Origin of the sequence: Phaeobacter italicus (assembly GCF_019801785.1) — a bacterium.
Lineage (GTDB): Bacteria > Pseudomonadota > Alphaproteobacteria > Rhodobacterales > Rhodobacteraceae > Phaeobacter > Phaeobacter italicus.
In genome coordinates, this window is sequence record NZ_JAHVIJ010000001.1 from 653,347 (window position 1) to 676,931 (window position 23,585).

The following is a 23,585-nucleotide window of genomic DNA, read 5'->3' on the forward strand; positions in this document are numbered from 1 at the left end:
GCGTGGAGGCTTCCGCGCCCTTTTTCGTTCGAATTCACCCTTGGTTTTGCGCCTTGCAGTGCTGGACAGGCCGGAAGGCTGGGGCTACACCTGCCGGGACCGCTGAGACAGCCAGCAAAGAGATCCCGTATATGCCGACGCTCAATGATATCCGTTCAACCTTTCTGAACTACTTTGCCAAACAGGGCCACGAGGTTGTGTCCTCCAGTCCGTTGGTGCCGCGCAATGACCCGACCCTGATGTTCACCAACTCGGGCATGGTGCAGTTCAAGAACCTGTTCACAGGACTTGAAACCCGCGACTACACCCGCGCAACAACATCGCAGAAATGCGTCCGCGCCGGGGGCAAGCACAATGACCTCGACAATGTGGGCTATACCGCGCGCCACCACACATTCTTTGAGATGCTCGGGAACTTCTCCTTTGGTGACTACTTCAAGGAAGAGGCGATCCCGTTTGCATGGGAACTGATCACCAAGGAATTCGGGATCGACAAGTCAAAGCTGCTGACGACCGTCTACCACACCGATGACGAAGCCTTTGAGATCTGGAAAAAGGTCGGTGTACCGGAAGATCGCATCATCCGCATCGATACCTCTGACAACTTCTGGCAGATGGGGCCGACCGGACCCTGTGGTCCCTGCACCGAGATCTTTTATGACCATGGTGATCACATCTGGGGCGGCCCTCCGGGCAGCGCGGATGAGGACGGCGACCGTTTCATCGAAATCTGGAACGTCGTGTTCATGCAGAATGAGCAGTTCGAAGACGGCTCGATGAAGGCGCTGGACATGCAGTCGATCGACACCGGCATGGGGCTGGAGCGGATTGGCGCATTGCTGCAGGGCAGCCATGACAACTACGACACCGACCTGTTCAAGGCGCTGATCGAAGCCTCGGCCGACGTGACCAATGTCGATCCTTATGGCGACCAGAACGTCCATCACCGGGTCATCGCAGATCACCTGCGGTCGACCTCTTTCCTGATCTCGGATGGTGTGATGCCGTCCAATGATGGCCGCGGCTACGTGCTGCGCCGCATCATGCGCCGGGCGATGCGCCACGCGCATCTTCTTGGCGCCAAGGATCCGGTTATGCATCGCCTTGTGCCTGCGTTGGTTCAGCAGATGGGCGCAGCCTATCCGGAGCTGGGTCGGGCGCAGTCGATGATCGAAGAGACGCTGTTGCAGGAAGAAACGCGCTTCAAACAGACGCTGGATCGCGGTCTGAAACTGCTGGATGATGAACTGGCCGACCTTGATGAAGGCGCACCGCTGCCGGGTGAGGCTGCGTTCAAACTCTACGACACATACGGCTTTCCGCTTGATCTGACACAGGATGCGCTGCGCGAAAAGGGCCGCACTGTTGACACCGACGGCTTTGACAGCGCGATGGCCGAGCAAAAGGCCAAGGCGCGCGCGGCTTGGGCGGGCTCTGGTGAAAGCGCGGATAGCACGATCTGGTTCGATGTTGCCGATCAGGCCGGTACCACCGATTTCCTTGGCTATGAGACCGAGGCCGCAGAGGGTCAGGTCATGGCGCTGGTTGTTGACGGTGGCCAAGTGTCCGAGGCCGGTGCAGGCACGGATGTGCAGGTCGTTCTGAACCAGACGCCGTTTTATGCAGAATCCGGTGGTCAGGTTGGCGACAGCGGTGAAATCCGTGTGGACGGTGGCGTTGTGCGCGTCAGTGACACCAAGAAGGCTGCTGGCGTGTTCATCCACTTTGGTAAGGTGGAAAGCGGCATGATCACCAAGGGGGCCGCTGCCCAGCTTGAGGTGGATCACGCGCGTCGCTCTGCGATCCGCTCGAACCACTCGGCGACCCACCTCCTGCACGAGGCGCTGCGCGAGGTGCTGGGTGAGCATGTGGCACAGCGCGGCTCGCTGAACGCGGATGACCGTCTGCGGTTCGATTTCAGCCACAACAAGGCGCTGAGCCTGGATGAGATCCGGACCGTTGAGCAGCAGGTGAACCACTTCATCCGCCAGAATTCGACCGTGGAAACCCGTATCATGACCCCTGATGATGCACGTGCGCTTGGCGCGCAGGCGTTGTTTGGCGAAAAATACGGCGACGAGGTTCGCGTGGTGTCGATGGGTAAGGCGCCCACTGGCAAGGGGCAGGACGGCCAGACCTGGTCGCTGGAGCTGTGTGGCGGTACGCATGTCAAACAGACCGGTGATATCGGGACATTTGTTGTGTTGGGTGACAGCGCCAGCAGCGCAGGTGTGCGCCGTATCGAGGCCCTGACCGGCGCAGAGGCGTTCCAATACCTGACGGGTCAGGATCACCTTCTGGCTCAGGCGGCGCTGGAACTGAAGGCACAGCCCGGCGATGTGCCAGAGCGCATCAAGGCGCTGCTGGATGAACGCAAGGCATTGCAAAACGAAGTTTCTCAGCTGAAACAGCAGGTTGCAATGGGTGGCGGCGCTGGTGGCGGAGTTGAAACCAAAGACATCGGCGGCAAGACCTTCCTTGGTCAGGCGCTCGAAGGTGTCTCTGGCAAGGATCTGCGTGGTCTGATCGATGCGCACAAGCAGAAGATCGGTTCTGGCGTGATCCTGCTGATTGCCAACGACGGCGGTAAGGTCGCGGTCGCCGCAGGTGTCACCGACGATCTGACGTCTGAGGTTTCCGCCGTTGACGTGCTGAAAGCGGCCGTTCCGGCGGTTGGCGGCAAGGGGGGCGGTGGCCGTCCTGACATGGCGCAAGGCGGCGGCAAGGACTTCTCTGGTGCGCAAGACGCGCTGAAGGCCGCAGAGGCATTCCTCGCGGGCTGAGCCTGCATTGACCAATAGGTCAAAAAACACTTGGTCTTTCCGGCAAACATCGTAACCTGCCGGAAAGATCGTTTGACAAAGGAAGCCCCCAATGCCCGCACTCTGGATTGCCCATGTGACCGTGACCGACGCCGATGCATACGGCAAATACGCCGAGCTGGCGGGTCCGGCGATTGCCAAACACGGCGGAGAGTTCATCGCGCGGGGTGGTAAATTCGTGCAGCTCGAGGGAAAGGAACGGCCGCGCAATGTTGTGGCAAAGTTCGCAAGCGTCGAGGCGGCTGTCGATTGCTACAACAGCCCGGAATACCAAGAGGCGCTGAGCCATGCCAAAGGTGCGTCCGAGCGCGAATTGATGGTCGTTGAAACCACTGCCTAAGCCGCGCACTATTTTAGACCTTTTGAAGAGCGGCCTTTTGCGGTCGCTCTTTTACTTTTGAAGGATAGAGGCGCCTCAGGCGTAGGGGTTCTTGGCGGATCGGTCTTCTGAAAGGCTGGATTGGCTGCGCTGGACGAGATCTTCGATCGCTTCGGCCAGGTGTTTTTCCTGAATGTTGTAATCGCCGCTGGCAACCCGGATCCGGTGTGCAGCGATCATGACATCTGCATGGGTACAGCCGACAGGGGGTTCAAACCGGTAGCAGGCCAGTTCAATCAGCAATCCCATCGGATCCTTGAAGTAGATGGAATCCATGAACCCGCGATCACGCGGGCCGGAATGGCCAATACCCCGTTCCTCCAATCGCTCGACCGCCTGGCTGAAGGTGGCTTTTGACACGTTAAAGGCCAAATGATGCACACAGCCGGGATCCGTCGGGGTCCGCTTGCGGTCAGGGGTGCGGTTTTCATTGGTAAAGACCGTGATCAGCCGCCCATCACCCGGATCAAAATACAAATGTCCCTCGTCCGGATCATCCAGATTGGGTTGATCAAATATGAAGGGCATGCCCAGCACGCCTTCCCAGAAATCAATGGACGTTTGCCGGTCTGCGCCGGTGAGGGTGATATGGTGAACACCCTGAACCTGAATTTTCCGCATTCTGTGCCCTTTGCCAAACGGGTTGTGTGACAACGGTAGCACGCCGCTGCTGGATAGCAAAAAGGCCGCCCTGACAGGCGGCCTTTCTCAATGTCAAATCTGCGTGACGTTACGCGTTGGCTTTGGCCATGCGCTTGCGCTCGTGCGGGTCGAGGTAACGCTTGCGCAGACGCACAGTGTTGGGGGTGACCTCTACCAGTTCGTCGTCATCGATATAGGCGATGGCTTCTTCAAGGCTGAGCGTCATCGGCGTGGTCAGGCGCACCGCGTCGTCGGAACCAGAGGCCCGCACGTTGGTGAGCTTCTTGCCTTTCAGCGGGTTCACTTCCAGGTCGTTGTCACGGCTGTGTTCGCCGATGATCATCCCCTGATACACATCTTCCTGCGCGCCGATCATCATCTTGCCACGTTCTTCGAGGTTCCACAGAGCATAGGCCACCGAGGTGCCGTTTTCCATGGAGATCAGAACGCCTGCGCGACGGCCGGGGATGGTGCCCTTGTGAGGGGTCCAGCCGTGGAACACGCGGTTCAAAACGCCGGTGCCGCGGGTGTCTGTCAGGAACTCACCGTGATAGCCGATCAGGCCACGCGACGGGACATGCGCGATGATGCGGGTCTTGCCTGCGCCGGCGGGCTTCATCTCGACCAGTTCACCTTTGCGGTGACCGGTGAGTTTCTCGATCACGACGCCAGAGTATTCGTCATCCACGTCGATAGTGGCTTCTTCGACCGGTTCCATGCGAACGCCGTCTTCTTCCTTGAAGAGAACCTGCGGACGCGAGATGGACAGCTCAAAGCCTTCACGACGCATGTTTTCGATCAGAACACCCATCTGAAGTTCACCGCGACCGGCGACTTCAAAGGCTTCACCGCCGGGGGTGTCGGTGACCTGAATGGCGACATTCGATTCCGCTTCCTTCAGCAGGCGGTCGCGGATCACACGGGACTGGACTTTTTTGCCGTCACGACCAGCCAGCGGGCTGTCGTTGATGCCGAAGGTCACGGTGATGGTCGGCGGATCGATCGGCTGGGCGGGCAGGGGCTCGTTCACGGAGGTGTCGAGCAGAGAGTCCGCAACGGTAGCCTTGCTCATGCCCGCAATCGACACGATATCGCCGGCCTCTGCCACGTCGATCGGCTGCTGCGACAGACCGCGGAACGCCAGAACCTTGGTGCAGCGGAAGTTTTCGATCAGCTCGCCTTCGCGGCTCAGCGCCTTGAGGCTATCGCCAGCTTTCAATGTACCCGCTTCGACACGACCGGTCAGGATGCGGCCCATGAACGGATCAGAGCCAAGCGTGGTTGCCAGCATCTGGAACGGCTCGTCCTTGCGGTCCAGCTGTTTGGGGGCGGGAACATGTTCAACGATCAGGTTGAACAGGGCAGAGAGATCCTTGCGCGGCCCGTCAAGCTCCATGTCGGCCCAGCCGGCACGGCCAGAGGCATACATGGACGGGAAGTCCAGCTGTTCGTCATCGGCGCCCAGGTTTGCAAAAAGGTCAAAACACTGGTCCAGCGCGCGATCAGGCTCACCATCGGGTTTGTCGACTTTGTTCACCACCACGATCGGGCGCAGGCCCAGGGCCAGCGCCTTGGAGGTCACGAACTTGGTCTGCGGCATCGGGCCTTCAGCGGCGTCCACCAGCAGAACCACACCGTCCACCATGGACAGGATGCGTTCAACTTCGCCACCAAAGTCGGCGTGGCCGGGGGTGTCGACGATATTGATGCGGGTGCCGTTCCATTCAACCGAGGTTGCCTTGGCCAGAATGGTGATGCCGCGCTCGCGTTCCAGATCGTTGCTGTCCATGGCGCGTTCCGCCACAGCCTGGTTTTCGCGGAAGGCACCGGATTGTTTCAGAAGCTCGTCAACCAGCGTGGTTTTGCCGTGGTCAACGTGCGCGATGATCGCAATATTGCGCAGGTCCATAGGTGTCAGCCTTTGTAAGGAAGTTGCCGCGCGCATAGCGCGATACCGGGACAAAGGCCAGAGCAAATGCATCTTTTTGGCGCCCAAGAGGCGGCAGCGTTGCGCCGACGCGCAAAATCCCGGCTTTGTCTTGCCTCAGTGACCAGAGGTTTTCGAGAAAAGATGGATGATCAGAATGCCTGCCATGATCAACCCAAGACCAAGGACAGCAGGCAGGTCCAGTTTCTGACCAAATACCAGCCAACCGATGACCGCGATAAAGAAAATCCCAAGGCCCGACCAGATCGCATAGACGATACCCACCGGCATATGCCGGAGCGTCAGCGCCATCAGGTAAAATGCCAGCCCGTAGCCGATCACCACCAGAATAGAGGGGCCGAGGCGGGTGAACTGCTGGCTTGCCTGCAGGGCCGTTGTTCCGATCGTCTCTGCGATCACGGCAAAGACAAGATACACATAATGGAGCGGCATCAGACTCTCCGGGTGAGTTAGGCTCGAGCAGGCCTGAAGGATCAGGTCAGTCGCGGGCGTTTTCGGCAAACCACGGGGCGACGCGGTTGTGAACATAGGTCCAGACAGCTGGCGCGCCGCGTGTCACCTTTTGGCCGACGCGGGTGTCAAGCTGCTCAAGCGTCACGTCATAGTCGATCCAGCTGCCACCACCCGTCAGCAGGTTCAACAGAACCGGCTGCACCCGGTCGACGGCCTTGGCATAGATCGCCTCGTTTGTCTCGGCGGCCTCAAATTCCTGCCAGATGTGCCGGAAGGCGGCCGCCTGTGCATCGGGCAAAAGCCCAAACAGGCGCTTGGCTGCGGCCTCTTCGCGGGCTTCGATTTCTGCCAATTGTTCTGCGGTCAAGCCAGAGTGGATCGGGACATCACCGGCGTCGATCTCAACAATGTCATGCAGCAACAGCATCTGCAGAACCTTGGCCATATCGATGGGCGCGTGGCTGTGTTCGGCAAGAACCCAAGCATAAAGCATGATGTGCCAGCTGTGTTCAGCCGAGTTTTCACGACGGCTGCCATCGCCGATCTTTGTGGCCCTGTTAACGCCTTTGAGGGCGTCGGCCGCGTTGAGGAAGGCCAGCGGCTGTGTGATCCGATCATCGGGTTTGGCCCCTTCAAGAAGCGCAACCGCGTGATGGTATACCTCGGGAAAATGGTCCTTCAGTGCCGCCGCACGGCCCCCAAACAGGTTGTTGCGAACAATTTCGACGTGAAAGTCAGGCACGTCCGCATTGCACAAGGTCTGGAAAATTGGCTGGCAGTGATCGATCCGCTTGGCCCAGCGTGCATCAGCTGTCTCAGCGGCGTCAAATTCGCGCCACAGGCCATGCATGAAAACGGATTGATCCGCTGGCAAAAGGGCAAACAGGCGCGTGGCCGCTGCGGCTTCTGCATCTGCAACTGCGGTCCAGTCGATGTCATCGCCAATTGGATGGTCGCCTGCGTCAATCTCAACCAGGTCATGGAGCAGCAGCATCTGCACCACGCGGGAAATCGACACATCTGCAGGAGCAAATGGCGCAAAGGCGAGCGCATAGAGCGCGAGGTGCCAGCTATGTTCGGCGGCGTTTTCCTCGCGAGAGCCATCCAGAATAAGGTTTTGCCGTTTTACCCTTCGCAGCTTGTCCGCCTCCAGGAGAAATTGGAATTGGCGGTCAAGTCGCGCTTGTGGGTCAGTCATGCTCTGGTGCCTTGGATGCTATTTTTGCCTTTGCGGCGTTGATCTTGTCATTGAGAAACGCGCGCGCCTTACGCTCGGCAAGGCGCACGCGCATTTCTGTCAGGAATGCCTCTTCCAACGATTGAGACGCGGCCCCAAGAACCTGGCTCACCTCCATATACAGGCGCTCTTCGCCGGTGGCGTCCTGCACCTTGAGGGTGTCCGCCGCCAGTTTCTGTGCCAGCGTCTCGATCGTGCTCATCAGCGGGAGTTCTCCGTCAGACGGCGTTTGACGTAATCGGAGACATTGTTGATCATCGGATCCATGTGGGGATCCTGGAAGAAGTGATCGGCGCCCTCGATTTCGGTGTGGGTGATGGTGATCCCCTTCTGCTCGTGCAGTTTGTTCACCAGATTGGTGGTGTCTGCAGGAGGCGCCACACGGTCCGCTGTACCGTTGATGATCAGGCCAGAAGACGGGCAGGGCGCGAGGAAGGAGAAATCATACATGTTGGCCGGCGGCGCAACAGAGATGAACCCGGTGATTTCAGGACGACGCATCAACAGCTGCATGCCAATCCAGGCCCCAAAGGAAAAGCCGGCAACCCAGCAGTGTTTGGAGTTGGAGTTCATGGACTGCAGGTAATCAAGGGCCGATGCAGCATCGGACAGCTCGCCCACACCCTGATCATATTCGCCTTGCGAGCGGCCAACGCCGCGGAAGTTGAACCGCAGAACCGTGAAGCCCATGTTGTAAAAGGCGTAATGCAGGTTGTAGACGACCTTGTTGTTCATCGTCCCGCCAAACTGCGGGTGCGGATGCAGCACAATGGCGATCGGCGCGTCTCTTTCTTTTTGCGGGTGATAGCGGCCTTCCAGGCGGCCTTCGGGTCCGGGAAAAATGACCTCAGGCATGGGTGAGTGAATCCTACTCTTATTTTCTGCGGATGCTGTTCGGGAAAACTTGACGAATTCCGTCGGGCACCTTAGAACGGTTCTAATTGATGGCAGAGGCCAAGTCACGCTGCCGTCCCGCTGAGATACGCATTGCAGCGTTCAAGGTCAATCTTTTCGCTGCTTTGTCCCGTTCTGGAGATTTGAAAACATGAAACTTTCGACGAAAGGACGGTATGCGATGGTGGCGCTGGCTGACATCGCGCTTCAGCCAGAGGGGCATTTGGTGGTTTTGGGGGACATTTCCAAGCGCCAAGATATCTCTTTGCCGTATCTTGAGCAGCTGTTCGTGAAACTGCGGCGTGCCGGTCTTGTTGACTCTGTCCGGGGTCCGGGTGGCGGCTATCGGCTTGCCCGCCCGGCATCTGAAATCCGGGTTGTCGATGTGCTTGGCGCCGTGGATGAGACGGTGGATGCCATGCACAAGGGGGCGGGGGCCTCTGGTGGTCTGTCGGGGAGTCGGGCGCAGTCGCTGACCAATCGGCTTTGGGAGGGGTTGAGTGCACATGTCTATGTGTTCCTTCATCAGACCCGGCTCTCTGATGTGATCAAGAACGACCTTGCGCCATGCCCCGCGGTGCCGAACCTTTTCGCCGTGGTGGACGATTGATCCCCGCACAACCCCTGCCAAATCAGGTGTAATTTTTGTTTCCCGCCCGCCAAGGGCGGGTCAACCACAGGACAGACAGACACGCAATGTCGCGCCTCTATCTAGATCATAACGCCACAACGCCAATTTGCGCTGCTGCAAAGGCTGCGATGGTCGACGCGATGGAGGTTTGCGGAAATCCATCTTCGGTGCACGCCGAAGGTCGCGCAGCCAAGGCCGTGATCGAACGGGCCCGCACCCAGATTGCCGCGGCCTTTGGTGCAGATGGCGCCGATATCGTGTTTACCTCCGGGTCAACCGAAGGGGCGCAGCTGGCGATGGCGGGGCGAAATCTGCACGCCGCTGCAGTTGAACATGACGCTGTAAGGGCCTGGTCTGTCGAGGATTTGCAGGTTTCCGATACCGGCGCAGTCAGCGTTCTGGATCCGGCAATCTCTGCGCTTCAACTGGCAAATTCCGAAACCGGCGTGATCCAGACTCTGCCGCAGGGGTTGGCTGTCACGGATGCGACACAGGCCTTTGGCAAACTGCCGGTCGCGTTCAACTGGATGGGGGCAACCATGGCGCTGATTTCGGCGCATAAACTGGGTGGGCCCAAGGGTGTCGGCGCTGTCGTTTTGAAACGCGGCACGGATCTGGCAGCACAGATTAAGGGGGGCGGACAGGAAATGGGCCGCCGCTCTGGTACGGAAAATGTTGTCGGTATCGCAGGTTTTGGCGCCGCTGCGGAGGCGGCGGCGAAACTGCTGGCGGACGGCGTCTGGGAGCAGGTTGCCGCGCTGCGCGACATTATGGAGGCGGCCCTTGCAGAGGGTAGCCCCGAGACTATTTTCGTAGGGAAATCTGCAAAACGGCTACCCAACACCAGCTGCTTTGCGACCCCGGGATGGAAAGGCGAGACACAGGTCATGCAAATGGATCTGGCCGGTTTCGCGATCAGCGCGGGCAGCGCCTGTTCCAGCGGAAAGGTGCGCGCAAGCGCCGTTCTGACCTCGATGGGGTATGACGAGACAACCGCCCAGAGCGCCGTGCGCGTGTCCCTGGGCCCCGAGACAACAGAAACAGATGTGCTGCGCTTTGCTGAAGCGTGGTGCGCCAAACAGAAGAAACACCGCGCCCGCGTGGCGTGACTGCAGGAGATGACCATGGCCGCTTTGGATGATGTTCAGGTAAAAGAAGGCGTTGATCAGGAAACTGTCGATGCCGTGCGCGAAGTTGGTGGCGCCTATAAATACGGTTGGGAAACCGACATCGAGATGGAATATGCCCCCAAGGGCGTGAACCCCGATATCGTGCGCCTGATTTCCGACAAGAACGAAGAGCCCGAGTGGATGACCGAATGGCGTCTGCAGGCCTTTGAGCGTTGGGAGAAGATGGAAGAGCCGAACTGGGCGATGGTGAATTACCCGGAAATCGACTTTCAGGACCAGTATTACTATGCCCGTCCCAAGTCGATGGAAGTGAAGCCCAAGTCGCTGGATGAGGTCGACCCCAAGCTGCTGGCCACCTACGAAAAGCTGGGTATCCCCCTGAAAGAGCAGATGATCCTTGCTGGTGTCGAAGGCGCAGAAGACATGCCCGCCGAAGGCCGCAAGGTTGCTGTGGATGCGGTGTTTGATTCCGTTTCGGTCGGCACCACCTTTCAGGCGGAGCTGAAGAAGGCAGGCGTTATTTTCTGCTCCATCTCCGAAGCCATCCGCGAGCATCCCGAACTGGTCAAGAAATACCTCGGCTCTGTTGTTCCGGTTACCGACAACTTCTATGCGACGCTAAACTCTGCCGTGTTCTCCGATGGTTCGTTCGTCTACGTGCCGCCGGGCGTGCGCTGCCCGATGGAGCTGTCGACCTATTTCCGCATCAACGCCGAAAACACAGGTCAGTTCGAACGCACGCTGATCATCGCGGACAAGGGCTCTTATGTGTCCTACCTCGAAGGCTGCACCGCACCCCAGCGCGACACCGCGCAGCTGCACGCCGCGGTGGTGGAAATCATCATCGAAGAAGACGCCGAAGTGAAATATTCCACCGTTCAGAACTGGTATCCCGGTGATGAGAACGGCAAGGGCGGTATCTATAACTTTGTGACCAAGCGCGCTGACTGCCGCGGCGACCGCTCCAAGGTGATGTGGACTCAGGTGGAAACCGGCTCTGCCGTGACCTGGAAATACCCTTCCTGCATCCTGCGCGGCGAGGAAAGCCAAGGCGAGTTCTATTCGATCGCGATTGCCAACAACATGCAGCAGGCCGACACCGGCACCAAGATGGTGCACCTGGGCAAAAACACCAAGTCGCGCATCGTGTCCAAGGGCATTTCTGCCGGCAAGGCGCAGAACACCTATCGTGGTCTGGTGTCGATGCACCCCAAAGCCAAAGACAGCCGCAACTACACCCAGTGTGACAGCTTGCTGATCGGCGACAAATGCGGGGCGCACACGGTTCCCTATATCGAGGTCAAGAACAACTCCTCCCGTGTGGAGCATGAGGCGACCACCTCCAAGGTGGATGATGACCAGCTGTTCTACTGCCGCCAGCGCGGCATGGACGAGGAAGAGGCGGTGGCCCTGGTGGTCAACGGCTTCTGTAAGGACGTGCTGCAGGCCCTGCCGATGGAGTTCGCCATGGAAGCGCAGCAGCTGGTCGCGATCTCGCTGGAAGGGTCTGTCGGATAATGACGGGCCCCTGGGCATCAACGCATGGAGGCAAGGGCATGATTGTCACAACCACACCAAACGTCGAAGGCTACCAGATCGCCGAATACAAGGGCATCGTGGTGGGTGAAGCAATCATGGGCGCCAATGTTGTGCGCGATGTCTTTGCCTCGATCACCGACATCGTGGGCGGCCGCTCCGGCGCTTATGAAAGCAAGCTGCAGGACGCGCGCGAAACCGCGCTGGCAGAGCTCGAGGACCGCGCCCGCGCCAAAGGTGCCAATGCGGTTGTCGGTGTCGATCTGGACTATGAGGTGGTCGGCCAATCCATGCTGATGGTCTCGGCCAGCGGAACAGCCGTGGTGCTCGGCTAAGGAATTCGCCCTTCGGGGCACAGGAACAACCGGGGTTCGCCCCGAAGAGATATAAACGAGGAAAAAATGCTCGAAATCAAAAACCTGCACGTCAAACTTGAAGAAGAGGACAAGCAGATCCTCAAGGGCGTCAACCTCACCGTGGAAGCGGGTAAGGTGCATGCCATCATGGGTCCAAACGGCTCCGGCAAGTCCACGCTGTCCTATGTTCTGTCCGGTCGTGACGGCTATGAAGTCACCGACGGTGAAGCAACGCTCGCGGGTGAAGACATTCTGGAAATGGAGCCGGAAGAGCGCGCCGCAGCCGGTATTTTCCTTGCATTCCAATACCCTGTGGAAATCCCGGGCGTTGGCAACATGACCTTCCTGCGCACCGCAGTGAACGCGCAGCGCAAGGCCCGTGGTGAAGAAGAGCTGAGCGCGTCCGATTTCCTGAAGGATGTGCGCGCAAAGGCCAAGACCCTTAAGATCGATGCGGAAATGCTGAAGCGTCCGGTCAACGTCGGCTTCTCCGGTGGTGAGAAAAAGCGCAACGAAATCCTGCAGATGGCGATGCTGGAACCGAAGATGTGCATCCTGGACGAGACCGACTCCGGTCTTGACGTGGACGCGATGAAACTGGTTTCCGAAGGCGTGAACGCGCTGCGTGACGAAGGCCGTGGCTTCCTCGTCATCACCCACTATCAGCGTCTGCTGGACCACATCAAACCTGATGTCGTTCACATCATGGCAGACGGCCGTATCATCAAGACCGGTGGCCCCGAGCTGGCGCTGGAAGTTGAAAACAACGGCTATGCGGACATTCTGGCGGAAGAGGGTGTGTAAATGGCGCTTCCCGAACGCAAGCAAAACGATACCGACGCCCGTCTGGCAGCGATGACGCTGCCGGAAGGTGGCTGTCTGGCAGAGGCACGCAAGGCCGCCCTGTCGCGTGTGCAGACCATGGGTCTGCCCAACCGCCGCGATGAATATTGGAAATACACCCGTCCCGACACGCTGGTGCAGGCCGACGCGCCGACAGCGGCCGTCTTTGACGCGGGCGAAGCCCCGATGTTTGACGAGTTTGACCGCCTCAAAGTGGTTTTTGTCGATGGTGTGTTTGACGCAGAGGCCTCTGATGATCTGAGCCTTGAGGGGATCAGCATCGAACGGATCGCTGATATCTGTGACAAAGATATCCATTGGGCCAAGGACTTGTACGGTGTTCTTGAAGCCCGCGGTCAAACCCCGGTGGCCCGTCCGCTGGCGGCTCTGAACACGGCCTTCGCCCAGGATGGCGTTGTGATCCGCGTGACTGGCACCCCTTCGAAGCCGGTGAACCTGGTGTATCGTCACGGCTCAGACAGTTCCGACGCGATCCTGCACCATGTTGTGCGTGTCGAAAGCGGTGCGTCTGCGACCATTCTGGAAAACGGCCCAGCTGCATCGCGCTTTAACAAATGTATGGAAGTTGATGTTGCGGACGGCGGCGCCCTGCATCTGGTTCGTGCGCAAGGACGCGATCACGAACGCCGCGCTGCAACGCATCTGTTTGCACGCCTCGGTACGGAATCCGTGTTCAAGGCCTTCACGCTGACTGTGAATGGCGTCCTGACCCGCAATGAGGCCGTGATCGAACTGACCGGCGACGATGCTGTTGCGCACATCGCAGGTGCCTGTGTCGGGGACGGTGATTTTCATCACGATGACACCGTGTTCATCACCCATGACGCGGTGAACTGCGAAAGCCGCCAGGTGTTCAAGAAGGTGCTGCGCAACGGGGCAACCGGTGTGTTCCAGGGCAAGATCCTGGTGAAGGAAGGCGCGCAAAAGACTGATGGATATCAGATTTCCCAGTCGTTGCTGTTGGATGACGACAGTCAGTTCCTCGCCAAGCCTGAGCTGGAAATCTATGCCGATGACGTTGCCTGCTCGCATGGCTCCACCTCCGGTGCGATCGATGAGGAAGGCCTGTTCTACCTCCGCTCGCGCGGTGTGCCGGCGGATGTTGCAACCGATCTTCTGACACTCGCATTTCTGGCCGAGGCTGTGGAAGAGATCGAAGACGACGAGATCGCCGCAGCGCTTGTTGCGCGTCTCGAGGGCTGGCTGGCCCGCCGCCGCTGATGTCCATAACGCAGGACATCGTTGCAACCTACAAGGGGCCGCGCAAGGTAATTGCGCGGCGTCTTGCCATGGGGTTGCGAGAGGATCGGCTGCTGGCGATCCTCATGGCGGGGTGTGCGCTTGCCTTTATCGCGCAGATGCCCGTCCGTGCGCGTGAGGCGCATCTGACCGGGCAGGAGTTGAATATGCTTCTGGGCGGCTCGCTGCTCGGGCTTATCTTTATTGCGCCCTTGCTTTTCTATACGCTTTCCCTTGTAATCCATTGGATTGCAAGGGTTCTGGGTGGAAAAGGTGACAGCGCGCACGCCCGTTTTGCGCTGTTCTGGGCCTTTCTCGCGGCCAGCCCGCTGATGCTGCTGAATGGTCTGGTTGCAGGCTTTATCGGAAGCGGGGTCGAGCTTACCCTCGTGGGCGGCCTGTGGTTTGCAGCGTTCATGTGGTTCTGGATCAGCGGCATGGCGCAGTCCTACTGGGCAAAGACAGGTGAGTGATCGGATGGTTCCGTTTCAAACCCTTGTGGGTCTGACGTTTCAGGCCCCGACCGAGGCAGCCCGGCAAATCCTGTCGGTGAACTGGCCGCGCGAGGCCTTGTGGCTGGGGCTCGCGCTGACGGCTGTCGTGAATACGCTGGTGCTGCGGGTTGCAGACGCGATGTCGCCTGCGCAGGCAGGGCTCACCTCTGCTATCCCGGCTGTGGCATATGCCGGCGCGGTCTTTGGTCTGCATGCGGCGACCTGTGCGCTGATGACCTGGACCGGGCGTTGGCTGGGTGGAAAGGCGCGGTTCAGCGATCTTCTGGCGCTGACTGTCTGGCTCAATGCGTTGCAGATCGGACTGCTGGTCGCCGTGATCCTGTTGCATGGGATCCTGCCGCTTGCCGCCTCGCTGATTGCGTTGCTGACAAATTTCGCCATGCTGGCGATCTTTATGTTGTTCATCAAGGAAGCACATCAATTTGCGTCGATCTGGCGGGCCATCGGCACCGTGTTCATGTCGGCGTTGATCGTTCTGTTCCTTCTGACATTCCTTGTTGGGGCGCAGGCCCCTGAAATTCTGGGGCTACCCGACCATGTATGACGTCGAAAAAATCCGTTCCGATTTCCCGATCCTGTCGCGCGAGGTGAATGGCAAACCGCTGACCTATCTCGACAACGGGGCGTCTGCGCAGAAACCCCAGGTCGTGATCGACGCGATCACGCGAGCCTATGCTGAGGAATATTCCAATGTTCACCGTGGCTTGCACTATCTTTCTAATCTCGCGACAGAGAAATACGAAACCGTCAGGGGCACCATCGCGCGGTTTCTGAATGCCGGCCACGAAGACCACATTGTCATGAACTCCGGGACCACCGAGGGCATCAACACCATCGCCTATGGCTGGGCGATGCCCAATCTGGAAGCGGGTGACGAGATCATTCTGAGCGTGATGGAGCATCACGCCAACATCGTGCCCTGGCATTTCTTGCGCGAACGGCAGGGGGTGGTGATCAAATGGGTTGAGACAGCGCCAGATGGCAGCCTGGACCCACAGTCGGTGATCGATGCCATCACGCCCAAGACAAAGCTCATCGCAATCACCCAATGTTCCAACGTCTTGGGCACGATTGTTGATGTGAAATCCATCTGTCATGCCGCAGGAGACCGCGGCGTGGCAACGCTGGTGGATGGATCACAGGGCGCCGTCCACATGCCGGTGGATGTACAGGATATCGGCTGTGATTTCTACGCCATCACTGGGCACAAGCTCTATGGTCCGTCGTCATCAGGCGCCATCTACATCCGGCCAGAGCGGATGGCCGAGATGCGGCCGTTTATGGGTGGCGGCGACATGATCAAGGAAGTCAGCCGCGACCGTGTCATCTACAATGACGCCCCGATGAAGTTTGAGGCCGGCACACCTGGTATTGTCCAGATGATCGGTCTGGGGGTTGCACTGGATTACATGATGGGTGTTGGGATGGATAAGATTGCAGCCCATGAGGCGGATCTGAAATCCTATGCCAGCGAACGACTGTCCGGTCTGAACTGGGTGAGCGTTCAGGGCCAGGCCCTTGAAAAGGCGGCGATTTTCAGCTTTACGCTGGAAGGGGCGGCGCATGCACATGACATCTCTACCATTCTCGACAAAAAAGGTGTCGCGGTCCGGGCAGGTCAACATTGCGCCGGCCCGTTGATGGAGCATCTTGGCGTTGCCGCGACCTGCCGGGCGTCCTTTGGGATGTACAACACGCGGGCAGAGGTGGACGTTCTGGTTGATGCTCTTGAACTGGCGCATGAGCTGTTTGCCTGACCTGAAAAGGATCAATCGCTGCGAAAATCGCATCTTAAGATCGCCATCCCTTGGGTGGCGATTTTTTTGTTGGGCCGGCCTTACGGCGGGACGTCGTGCGTGGAGGGATCGGCAGGGCTATCGCGACGGATAAAAGCCCGCAAATTACGTCACCGGCTGTCGCAACCTAAGCGGATCTTAAGAAATTTCCGAAAGGTTGAAGCGATCTGTCCGCAAAGGAGCTCGCTGTGACTGTCGCCTTTCCAAACGGGGTCAATTGCCCGCTCTACACCCATGCCGTCGCCATGATGCGCAGTGCTGAATTTCCCTCTGCAGAGGCGCTGATGCGCCAATCCCTTCAAAGCGAGGGGGAAACGGCAATCAGCTATCACTATCTGGCCGAAATCGTGGCCTCTGATCCGGCGCGTATCCGTGAGGCGATTGGTTGGCAGCAAAAGGCGCTGTCTCTGGCGCCACATAATTCCGTGTTCATCGCGGCGCTTGGCTCGCGGCTCAGGGATGGCGGGCTTGAGAAGGAGGCGCTTGAGGTCCTCGAATATGCGCTTGAGGTGGATGAGAACAATGCAATTGCCTTGCCGCTTATCTTGCGGCTCAGGCGACAGTTTCTTGCCTGGACTGATGCGGAACAGGAAACCGCGACCCTGCAGCGCCAGCTTTCCCACCAGCACAAATTCGCACCTCTGACATTGCTGACGCTGATCGACGACCCAGAGTTGCAACTGGCGAACGCTCGGCTTGCTGCGCCTGTGAGCCGCCAAATTGACCTACGCCCACATCCACCCGGCGACAGGATCCGGGTTGGCTATTTTTCAGCGGATATTTACGATCACCCGACGATGCATCTGTTCGAGGGCGCATTGCGTGCCCATGATCGTGACCGGTTTGAGTTCTTTGTCTACGATCTGGCCCCGCGAGAGGGCGGCTATCAGCAGCTGGTACAGGAGATCGCTGACACCTATCGCGACGTTTCGGCCATTTCTGCGGGGCAGATTGCTGAGGTTGCGCGGCGCGATCAGATCGACATTGCGATTGATCTGAAGGGAGACACGTTTCAGTCCCGACCGGAGATTTTTGCCCACCGCGCGGCGCCAGCGCAGGTGTCATTTCTGGGCTTTCCCGGCACCTCGGGGATGGCCGACATGGATTTCATGGTTGCCGACGCCATCACCATCCCGCCAGAGGCAGAGCACTGCTACAGCGAACGCATTCTACGCATGCCGCAGTGCTATCAACCCAATACCAATCCGCGTTACAGCCCTGCGGACACGAATATGCGCGACCGTTTCGGCATTCCGCAGGATCGGTTTGTCTTTGCGACGTTCAACAACATCTACAAGATCGGCCCGCGGGAGTTTGCAACCTGGATGGAGATCCTGAAGGCCGCGCCTGACTCTGTTTTGGTGTTCTATCTCAGCAATCTTGATCTGAAAGACAGGTTGATTGCCAAGGTCAAGGCCGCAGGGGTTGATCCTGCTCGTGTGATCCTGACGGGACCGCTGCCCCAGAAAGACCACTTGGACCGGATCTCTCAGGTCGACCTTTGTCTGGATTGTTTCAGCTACAACGCCCATACCACCGCTTCGGATGCGATCTGGTGCGGGGTGCCAATCCTCACATTATGTGGAGAGCAGTTCGCTGCGCGCGTCGCCACCAGCATTCTGCATGCTGCAAATTTGGCCGAGCTGTCGGTCACGTCTGTGGCTGACTATGTTCAGTTAGCAGCCGCGCTCGCCAAGGATCCGGAGCGTCTTTCCCGGATCAAACGCCAACTCAGGGAGGAAAGAGACCAGCTGCCGCTGTTTGATACCCAGACATGGACCCGCGATTTCGAGGGGCTGTTGGAGGCGGTGTATCAAGAGAGCCGTGCCTAGGCAGGGCTTGATCCGCGAGGGTAGGGGCGGGAACGGTCTATTTGCGTAATTTCTGACCGCGTGCTGGGGGAGATCGACATTGAGCCCGGCAGCAGCCTGTCCGCGATTACGATCGCGACGGCACGGGCACGTCCGGTGGCGGTCATTCTCAATCTGAGGAAAAGTGGCGGAGAGACAGGGATTCGAACCCTGGGTCCCCGTGAAGGGACAACGGTTTTCGAGACCGCCCCGTTCGACCACTCCGGCACCTCTCCGCGGGGGGTGAGAGCGCGTTTAAAGAGGATTGAGCAGGGGCGCAAGGGGGGAATTCGCGCTTTTGGCGGGAATTTTCAATTTTGATTGTCTCGGGGGCGAAAACGCTTAGGTTTCTGGTATGACCTATGCTTCTCGAACACGCCTAATCCAGGGAGTAGGGGCGCTAGCCCTTGTTCTTGCATTCTTTTTCTCAACCGTTGCTGCACAGGCAGCGGATCGGGCAAAGGTGATTGCCTTTCTCGAAACGACCGGGTTCGACGTGGCACTTGATAGTATTGCCCATTCGGCAGAGCTGGCGCCGGATATGCTGGGGATTGATGCTGGCGCCTTTGGTTCCGCCTGGGTGCGTCTGTCGCAGGATGTCTTTGACCGCGACGAGATGCGCGAAACGGCGATCACCATTCTGGAGGAGACACTGGCAGAAGAGGCGCTGGCTCATGCTGCGGATTTCTATGCCAGTCCCCTGGGTGCGCGGCTGGTTGCCGCAGAGAACGCCTCGCACCGGGTTGAAGATGATGACGCCAAACAGCAGGCAGGGATGCGGATCATCAGCGATCTTGTGGCCGATGGCAGCAGCAGACCGCAGTTGTTTCAGCGGATGGGAGAGGCGATTGATGCCGCTGATGCCGGTGTGAAGGCGCTGCAGGAAATCCAGTTCCGCTTTCTCATGGCGGCCAGCGCTGCGGGGGTCATTGACCTGCAGCTGGATGGCGATGGCTTGCGTGCGTTCATGGCCGATCAGGAGGGGGCAACACGCATGGCGATGCAGGCTGCAAACATGGCCGCAAGCGCCTATACCTACCAGGGTTTCAGCGATGCCGAGCTTGACCAGTACATTGACGCGCTGGAGCATCCGCTGATGCAACAGGTTTATGCGCTGCTGAACGCGGTCCAGTATGAGATTACGGCCAACCGATTTGAGGCTTTGGCCTATCGTCTGCAGGATCTGCAGCCCGCGCAGGATCTGTGATCTGACGCCATCACCGTGGTGGCGCAATTGCCGCCGAAAACGGGTTGACTTATCCACACGATCACCGCATAAGCCCGCATCCCGGCCCGGAATCTCTGTGCCGGGGTTTATTTGTCATACGCCCCGAGGGGGGCGCGCTGTTCGAGGTGGCCCTGGGCCGAAACACTGGACGCATCTGATGCGAAAGGGACCGTAGGACGCGGGTAGAAAAGGAAAGACGCATATGTTTGCGGTCCTCAAAACCGGCGGCAAGCAGTACAAAGTTCAACCCGGCGACCTGCTGCGTGTTGAAAAACTGGCTGCTGATGCTGGCGAAACAATCCAGTTCAACGACATTCTGATGCTCGGTGGTGATGCACCGGTTGTGGGTGCGCCTTTTGTTGACGGTGCTGCGGTTCAGGCCGAAGTTGTCGATCAGATCAAAGGCGAGAAGGTCATTCACTTTGTGAAGCGCCGTCGTAAGCACTCCTCCAAGCGCACCAAAGGTCACCGTCAGAAGCTGACTCTGGTCAAGATCACCGAGATCCTGGCATCCGGCGCTGACAAATCCGGCGTAAAAGCTGCATCCGGCCAAGGCGCTGCTCCGGCAGCTGGCAAAGCCGCTCCTGCAGCTAAGGCAGCACCTGCTGCTGGCGACAAACTGACCGACCTGAACGGTGTTGGTCCGGCTGCTGCCAAGAAGCTGGAAGAAGCTGGTCTGACCACCTTCGCCCAGATCGCAGCCTTGTCTGAAGCAGACATTGCTGGTATCGAAGGCATCAAAGTGAAACCCGAGTGGGTTGAGCAAGCCAAAGAACTGGCTAAAGGCTAAGGAGAGACAGAATGGCACATAAAAAAGCTGGCGGTTCCTCCCGTAACGGTCGCGACTCAGCTGGTCGCCGCCTTGGCGTGAAACTGTACGGTGGCCAGGCGGCCATCGCAGGCAACATCATCATTCGTCAGCGCGGCACCAAGTTCTGGCCGGGCGAAGGCGTTGGTCTGGGCAAAGATCACACCATCTTTGCGACCACCGATGGTGCAGTCACCTTCCACAAAGGCCTGAAAGGCCGCACTTTCGTATCGGTTCTGCCAGTGGCGGAGGCCGCTGAATAAGCCGACCCGCAAGGTGGATGAAAATCAGGGGATCGGCGATACCGCCGGTCCCTTTTTTGTTTTGACCCGTATTTGGCGAATTTGCCTAACGAGATATCAATGGCACCGTGTTATCTGCGCGGCATTGGATCGTTTCTGGCGCGCCTTTGGTCGTCTTCGAGAGGAGCGAGGACATGAGTTTGGATGAGAGTGTTATGGAACAGAAGGTCATTGATGCTGGTCGCTTTGTGCTGCGCCCGCTGCGCAAATCCGATGAGGGGCTGATTGCGCATTACGTCAGCGACGAGCGCGTGGCTCGGATGACCAGCGCCATTCCCCATCCGCTCCCGCCCGGAGCGATCGAGGCCTTTGTGACACGCGCGATGGATCCCACCCGTGAAGAGGATGTCTGGGCCATCGACAGCACGTCCGAAGGTGGTGAAGAGCTGAAGGGCATCATCAGCCTCAAACGGCTGGACCGTGACCAAAGCGAGGTTGGCTATTGGATCGCCCCGGTGTTTTGGAACAACGGCCTGGCTTCGGCGGCGTTGCAGACACTTGTCGAAACCAACCCACAGAATTGCAGCACGCTGTTTGCGACGGCCTTTCAGGACAACCCGGCCGCAGCGCGCGTGCTGACGCATTGCGGGTTTGAATACCTCGGTGATGCCGAAACATACTCCGTTGCGCGCGATGCCACGGTTCCGACCTGGACCTACAGCCGAAAACTCTGATTGGCGCGCCGCAGCGTTTGCGTTAAATCGGGGCAACCGGCCCAAGTTTGGGCCAGCCCCAAATCACCCTGCCGTGCAGCGGTAGGATCATCAGCAAGGAGCTGACATGAAATTCCTCGATCTGGCCAAAGTCTACATTCGCTCCGGTTCGGGCGGGAACGGCTGCGTCAGCTTTCGCCGCGAAAAGTTTATGGAATACGGTGGTCCCGATGGTGGCGACGGCGGCCGGGGTGGATCTGTCTGGGTTGAGGTGACTGAGGGGCTCAATACCCTCATCGACTTCCGTTACCAGCAGCATTTCTTTGCCAAAAACGGCCAGTCCGGCATGGGCCGTCAGCGCACCGGCAAGGATGGCGATGACATCGTGTTGCGGGTTCCGGTCGGCACAGAAATCATGGACGAAGATCAGGAAACCGTACTGGCGGACCTGACCGAGGTTGGCGAGCGTTTTCTGTTGGCCAAGGGTGGCAACGGCGGCTTTGGCAACCTGCATTTCAAAAGCGCGACCAACCAGGCGCCGCGGCGTGCAAACCCCGGTCAGGAAGGCATCGATCGCACCATTTGGCTGCGGCTGAAGCTGATCGCGGATGTGGGCCTTTTGGGTCTGCCGAACGCAGGCAAATCCACGTTCCTGTCTGCGACCTCCAACGCGCGGCCAAAGATCGCTGACTATCCCTTTACCACGCTGCACCCCAACCTTGGCGTTGTCGGCATTGATGGCGTTGAATTCGTGGTTGCCGACATTCCCGGCCTGATCGCCGGCGCTCATGAGGGGCGTGGTATCGGCGACCGTTTCCTTGGTCATGTGGAACGCTGCGCTGTGCTGTTGCATCTGGTTGATGGCACATCGGATACCGTTGCCGAGGATTACGAGACCATCATCAACGAGCTGGAAGCCTACGGTGGTGAGTTGGCTGACAAGCCGCGCATTACCGCGCTGAACAAGGTGGACAGCCTTGATGACGAAGAGCGCGCCGCAGCAAAAGCAGAGCTGGAAGCCGCAGTTGGCGGCCCAGTCTTCATGATGTCGGGCGTGAGCCGTGAAGGGCTGAACGAGGTTCTGCGGGCGATGCGGACCGAGATCGACGAGGATCGTCTGCGTCAGAAACCTCAGGAGGAGCAGGGCTCTTGGCAACCCTGAGCGATGCGAAACGCGTTGTCGTAAAGATCGGCTCAGCCCTTTTGGTCGACCGGTCAACCGGCACATTGCGGGCGTCTTGGCTGCACGCATTGGCAGAGGACGTGGCGTGGCTCAAGGGGATGGGCAAGGATGTGATCCTTGTTTCGTCGGGTTCAATCGCGCTGGGGCGCGGCGCCCTTGGTCTGCCGTCGCAGGATCTGCCGCTTGAGCAATCGCAGGCCGCGGCGGCGGTGGGCCAGATCCGGCTTGCCCGCGCTTACGAAGAGGCGCTGGCCCCGCATGACATTACGACCGCGCAGGTTCTTGTTACGCTGGAAGACAGCGAAAACCGGCGCCGGTATCTCAATTCGCGCGCAACACTTGAGACGCTGATTGGACTGGGTGTCGTGCCCATCGTCAACGAAAACGACACCATCGCGACCGATGAAATTCGCTATGGCGATAACGACCGCCTGGCCGCGCAGGTCGCGGTGACGGTCGGCGCAGATGCGTTGATCCTGTTGTCCGACGTTGATGGGTTCTACACCGCCAATCCGGTTCTGGATCCCAGCGCCCGCCGCTATGACCAGATCGATGTGATCACGCCTGAGATCGAGGCGATGGCCGGGGATGGTGTTTCCGGGCTGTCCAAAGGGGGCATGATCACCAAGCTGCTGGCAGCCAAGATGGCGACGGCGGCTGGCTGTGCCATGGCAATCACAGAAGGTTCGCCTGATAACCCTCTGAAAATGCTAGAAAACGGTGCTGCGTGCACGTGGTTCACAGCGCAGGACGATCCCCATCTTGCTCGCAAACGCTGGATCGCGGCAATGAAAACGCGCGGCGTATTGGCTGTTGATGCCGGTGCTGCAAAGGCGCTGCTGAACGGCAACAGCCTTCTGCCTGCTGGTATTTTGCATATCGAAGGAGACTTTGGCCGCGGTGATCCGCTGGCCATCCTGGGCCCAGACGGGCGGAAATTGGGGCAGGGGCTCAGCCGGTATACATCGGAAGAGGCCGCTGCCATCCGGGGCTGCCAGTCGAGCGAGATCGAGGCAATTCTGGGCTATGCCGGGCGCGCGGCTGTCATCCATCGCGATGATATGGCGCTGTGAGCGGTTTCCGTGATAGGGCTGTCCCAGCCTGACCACCGACGGTGGC

At 58.9% G+C, this 23,585-nt stretch carries 24 protein-coding genes and 1 tRNA gene; 18 read left to right on the forward strand and 7 right to left on the reverse strand.

Annotated features, from left to right (window positions below):
- Positions 1 to 131: 131 nt before the first annotated feature.
- Positions 132 to 2,783: an alanine--tRNA ligase gene (alaS, locus tag KUV39_RS03040; protein WP_222458893.1), complete on the forward strand. Its 2,652-nt coding sequence runs from the start codon at positions 132 to 134 to the stop codon at positions 2,781 to 2,783.
- A 91-nt stretch (positions 2,784 to 2,874) separates the two neighbouring features.
- Entirely contained in the window at positions 2,875 to 3,162 is a 288-nt protein-coding gene (locus KUV39_RS03045; protein WP_008561696.1) for a DUF1330 domain-containing protein, read from the forward strand.
- Between the two features lie 75 nt (positions 3,163 to 3,237).
- Here the strand turns inward: KUV39_RS03045 and KUV39_RS03050 are convergent, their stop codons facing one another.
- The 6 genes from KUV39_RS03050 to KUV39_RS03075 form a co-directional block, all read right to left on the reverse strand.
- A complete protein-coding gene (locus KUV39_RS03050) occupies positions 3,238 to 3,822 on the reverse strand; it encodes a VOC family protein (RefSeq protein ID WP_008560834.1) in 585 nt (194 codons plus the stop codon).
- 109 nt (positions 3,823 to 3,931) lie between these two features.
- Positions 3,932 to 5,752, reverse strand: a complete 1,821-nt coding sequence (gene typA / locus KUV39_RS03055; protein ID WP_222458894.1) for a translational GTPase TypA — start codon at positions 5,750 to 5,752, stop codon at positions 3,932 to 3,934.
- A gap of 135 nt (positions 5,753 to 5,887) precedes the next feature.
- Entirely contained in the window at positions 5,888 to 6,223 is a 336-nt protein-coding gene (locus KUV39_RS03060) for an SMR family transporter (RefSeq protein WP_008562763.1), read from the reverse strand.
- A 46-nt stretch (positions 6,224 to 6,269) separates the two neighbouring features.
- Positions 6,270 to 7,442: an HD domain-containing protein gene (locus tag KUV39_RS03065; RefSeq protein ID WP_008560406.1), complete on the reverse strand. Its 1,173-nt coding sequence runs from the start codon at positions 7,440 to 7,442 to the stop codon at positions 6,270 to 6,272.
- Entirely contained in the window at positions 7,435 to 7,683 is a 249-nt protein-coding gene (locus KUV39_RS03070; RefSeq protein WP_008561023.1) for a hypothetical protein, read from the reverse strand. The genes KUV39_RS03065 and KUV39_RS03070 overlap by 8 nt, the downstream gene beginning before the upstream one ends.
- Positions 7,683 to 8,336 (reverse strand): alpha/beta hydrolase, encoded by a 654-nt coding sequence (locus tag KUV39_RS03075; protein WP_008559513.1) that lies wholly within the window; start codon positions 8,334 to 8,336, stop codon positions 7,683 to 7,685. Before KUV39_RS03075 ends, KUV39_RS03070 begins: the two co-directional genes overlap by 1 nt.
- Positions 8,337 to 8,526: 190 nt before the next feature.
- Here KUV39_RS03075 and iscR point away from each other — a divergent pair, with 190 nt between their 5' ends.
- The 10 genes from iscR (at position 8,527) to KUV39_RS03125 (ending at position 18,274) form a co-directional block, all read left to right on the forward strand.
- Positions 8,527 to 8,985: a Fe-S cluster assembly transcriptional regulator IscR gene (gene iscR, locus KUV39_RS03080; RefSeq protein WP_037302391.1), complete on the forward strand. Its 459-nt coding sequence runs from the start codon at positions 8,527 to 8,529 to the stop codon at positions 8,983 to 8,985.
- Positions 8,986 to 9,071: 86 nt separating this feature from the next.
- Positions 9,072 to 10,115, forward strand: a complete 1,044-nt coding sequence (locus KUV39_RS03085) for a cysteine desulfurase family protein (RefSeq protein WP_222458895.1) — start codon at positions 9,072 to 9,074, stop codon at positions 10,113 to 10,115.
- A 15-nt stretch (positions 10,116 to 10,130) separates the two neighbouring features.
- Positions 10,131 to 11,654 (forward strand): Fe-S cluster assembly protein SufB, encoded by a 1,524-nt coding sequence (gene sufB / locus KUV39_RS03090; RefSeq protein WP_046210254.1) that lies wholly within the window; start codon positions 10,131 to 10,133, stop codon positions 11,652 to 11,654.
- Positions 11,655 to 11,692: 38 nt separating this feature from the next.
- Positions 11,693 to 12,007 (forward strand): heavy metal-binding domain-containing protein, encoded by a 315-nt coding sequence (locus tag KUV39_RS03095; protein WP_008560327.1) that lies wholly within the window; start codon positions 11,693 to 11,695, stop codon positions 12,005 to 12,007.
- Between the two features lie 66 nt (positions 12,008 to 12,073).
- Positions 12,074 to 12,832 carry a Fe-S cluster assembly ATPase SufC gene (sufC, locus tag KUV39_RS03100; protein ID WP_037302389.1) on the forward strand — a complete coding sequence of 253 codons (759 nt, stop codon included), beginning with the start codon at positions 12,074 to 12,076 and terminating at the stop codon, positions 12,830 to 12,832.
- Positions 12,833 to 14,113 carry a SufB/SufD family protein gene (locus KUV39_RS03105; RefSeq protein WP_222458896.1) on the forward strand — a complete coding sequence of 427 codons (1,281 nt, stop codon included), beginning with the start codon at positions 12,833 to 12,835 and terminating at the stop codon, positions 14,111 to 14,113.
- Positions 14,113 to 14,604, forward strand: coding sequence for a YIP1 family protein (locus KUV39_RS03110; RefSeq protein ID WP_222458897.1), 492 nt, complete (start codon positions 14,113 to 14,115; stop codon positions 14,602 to 14,604). Before KUV39_RS03105 ends, KUV39_RS03110 begins: the two co-directional genes overlap by 1 nt.
- Positions 14,605 to 14,608: 4 nt before the next feature.
- Entirely contained in the window at positions 14,609 to 15,190 is a 582-nt protein-coding gene (locus KUV39_RS03115) for a YIP1 family protein (RefSeq protein ID WP_050673469.1), read from the forward strand.
- Positions 15,183 to 16,403, forward strand: a complete 1,221-nt coding sequence (locus tag KUV39_RS03120; RefSeq protein WP_222458898.1) for a cysteine desulfurase — start codon at positions 15,183 to 15,185, stop codon at positions 16,401 to 16,403. The genes KUV39_RS03115 and KUV39_RS03120 overlap by 8 nt, the downstream gene beginning before the upstream one ends.
- Positions 16,404 to 16,630: 227 nt before the next feature.
- Positions 16,631 to 18,274 carry an O-linked N-acetylglucosamine transferase, SPINDLY family protein gene (locus tag KUV39_RS03125; protein WP_222458899.1) on the forward strand — a complete coding sequence of 548 codons (1,644 nt, stop codon included), beginning with the start codon at positions 16,631 to 16,633 and terminating at the stop codon, positions 18,272 to 18,274.
- A gap of 164 nt (positions 18,275 to 18,438) precedes the next feature.
- Here KUV39_RS03125 and KUV39_RS03130 read toward each other — a convergent pair.
- Positions 18,439 to 18,528: transfer RNA gene (locus KUV39_RS03130), tRNA-Ser, on the reverse strand.
- A 119-nt stretch (positions 18,529 to 18,647) separates the two neighbouring features.
- Between KUV39_RS03130 and KUV39_RS03135 the strand changes: the two genes are divergently transcribed.
- The 6 genes from KUV39_RS03135 to proB all read left to right on the forward strand — a co-directional run bounded on the left by KUV39_RS03135 (position 18,648) and on the right by proB (position 23,539).
- A complete protein-coding gene (locus KUV39_RS03135; RefSeq protein ID WP_222458900.1) occupies positions 18,648 to 19,499 on the forward strand; it encodes a DUF2059 domain-containing protein in 852 nt (283 codons plus the stop codon).
- A 223-nt stretch (positions 19,500 to 19,722) separates the two neighbouring features.
- Positions 19,723 to 20,310: a 50S ribosomal protein L21 gene (locus tag KUV39_RS03140; RefSeq protein ID WP_008562449.1), complete on the forward strand. Its 588-nt coding sequence runs from the start codon at positions 19,723 to 19,725 to the stop codon at positions 20,308 to 20,310.
- 11 nt (positions 20,311 to 20,321) lie between these two features.
- Positions 20,322 to 20,591, forward strand: a complete 270-nt coding sequence (rpmA, locus tag KUV39_RS03145; protein ID WP_008561540.1) for a 50S ribosomal protein L27 — start codon at positions 20,322 to 20,324, stop codon at positions 20,589 to 20,591.
- A 173-nt stretch (positions 20,592 to 20,764) separates the two neighbouring features.
- Positions 20,765 to 21,304 carry a GNAT family N-acetyltransferase gene (locus tag KUV39_RS03150; protein WP_037302379.1) on the forward strand — a complete coding sequence of 180 codons (540 nt, stop codon included), beginning with the start codon at positions 20,765 to 20,767 and terminating at the stop codon, positions 21,302 to 21,304.
- A 106-nt stretch (positions 21,305 to 21,410) separates the two neighbouring features.
- A complete protein-coding gene (gene obgE, locus KUV39_RS03155; RefSeq protein WP_008562209.1) occupies positions 21,411 to 22,445 on the forward strand; it encodes a GTPase ObgE in 1,035 nt (344 codons plus the stop codon).
- Complete coding sequence (proB, locus tag KUV39_RS03160) at positions 22,433 to 23,539, forward strand: glutamate 5-kinase (protein ID WP_008559711.1); 1,107 nt, start codon at positions 22,433 to 22,435, stop codon at positions 23,537 to 23,539. Before obgE ends, proB begins: the two co-directional genes overlap by 13 nt.
- Positions 23,540 to 23,585 lie beyond the last annotated feature (46 nt).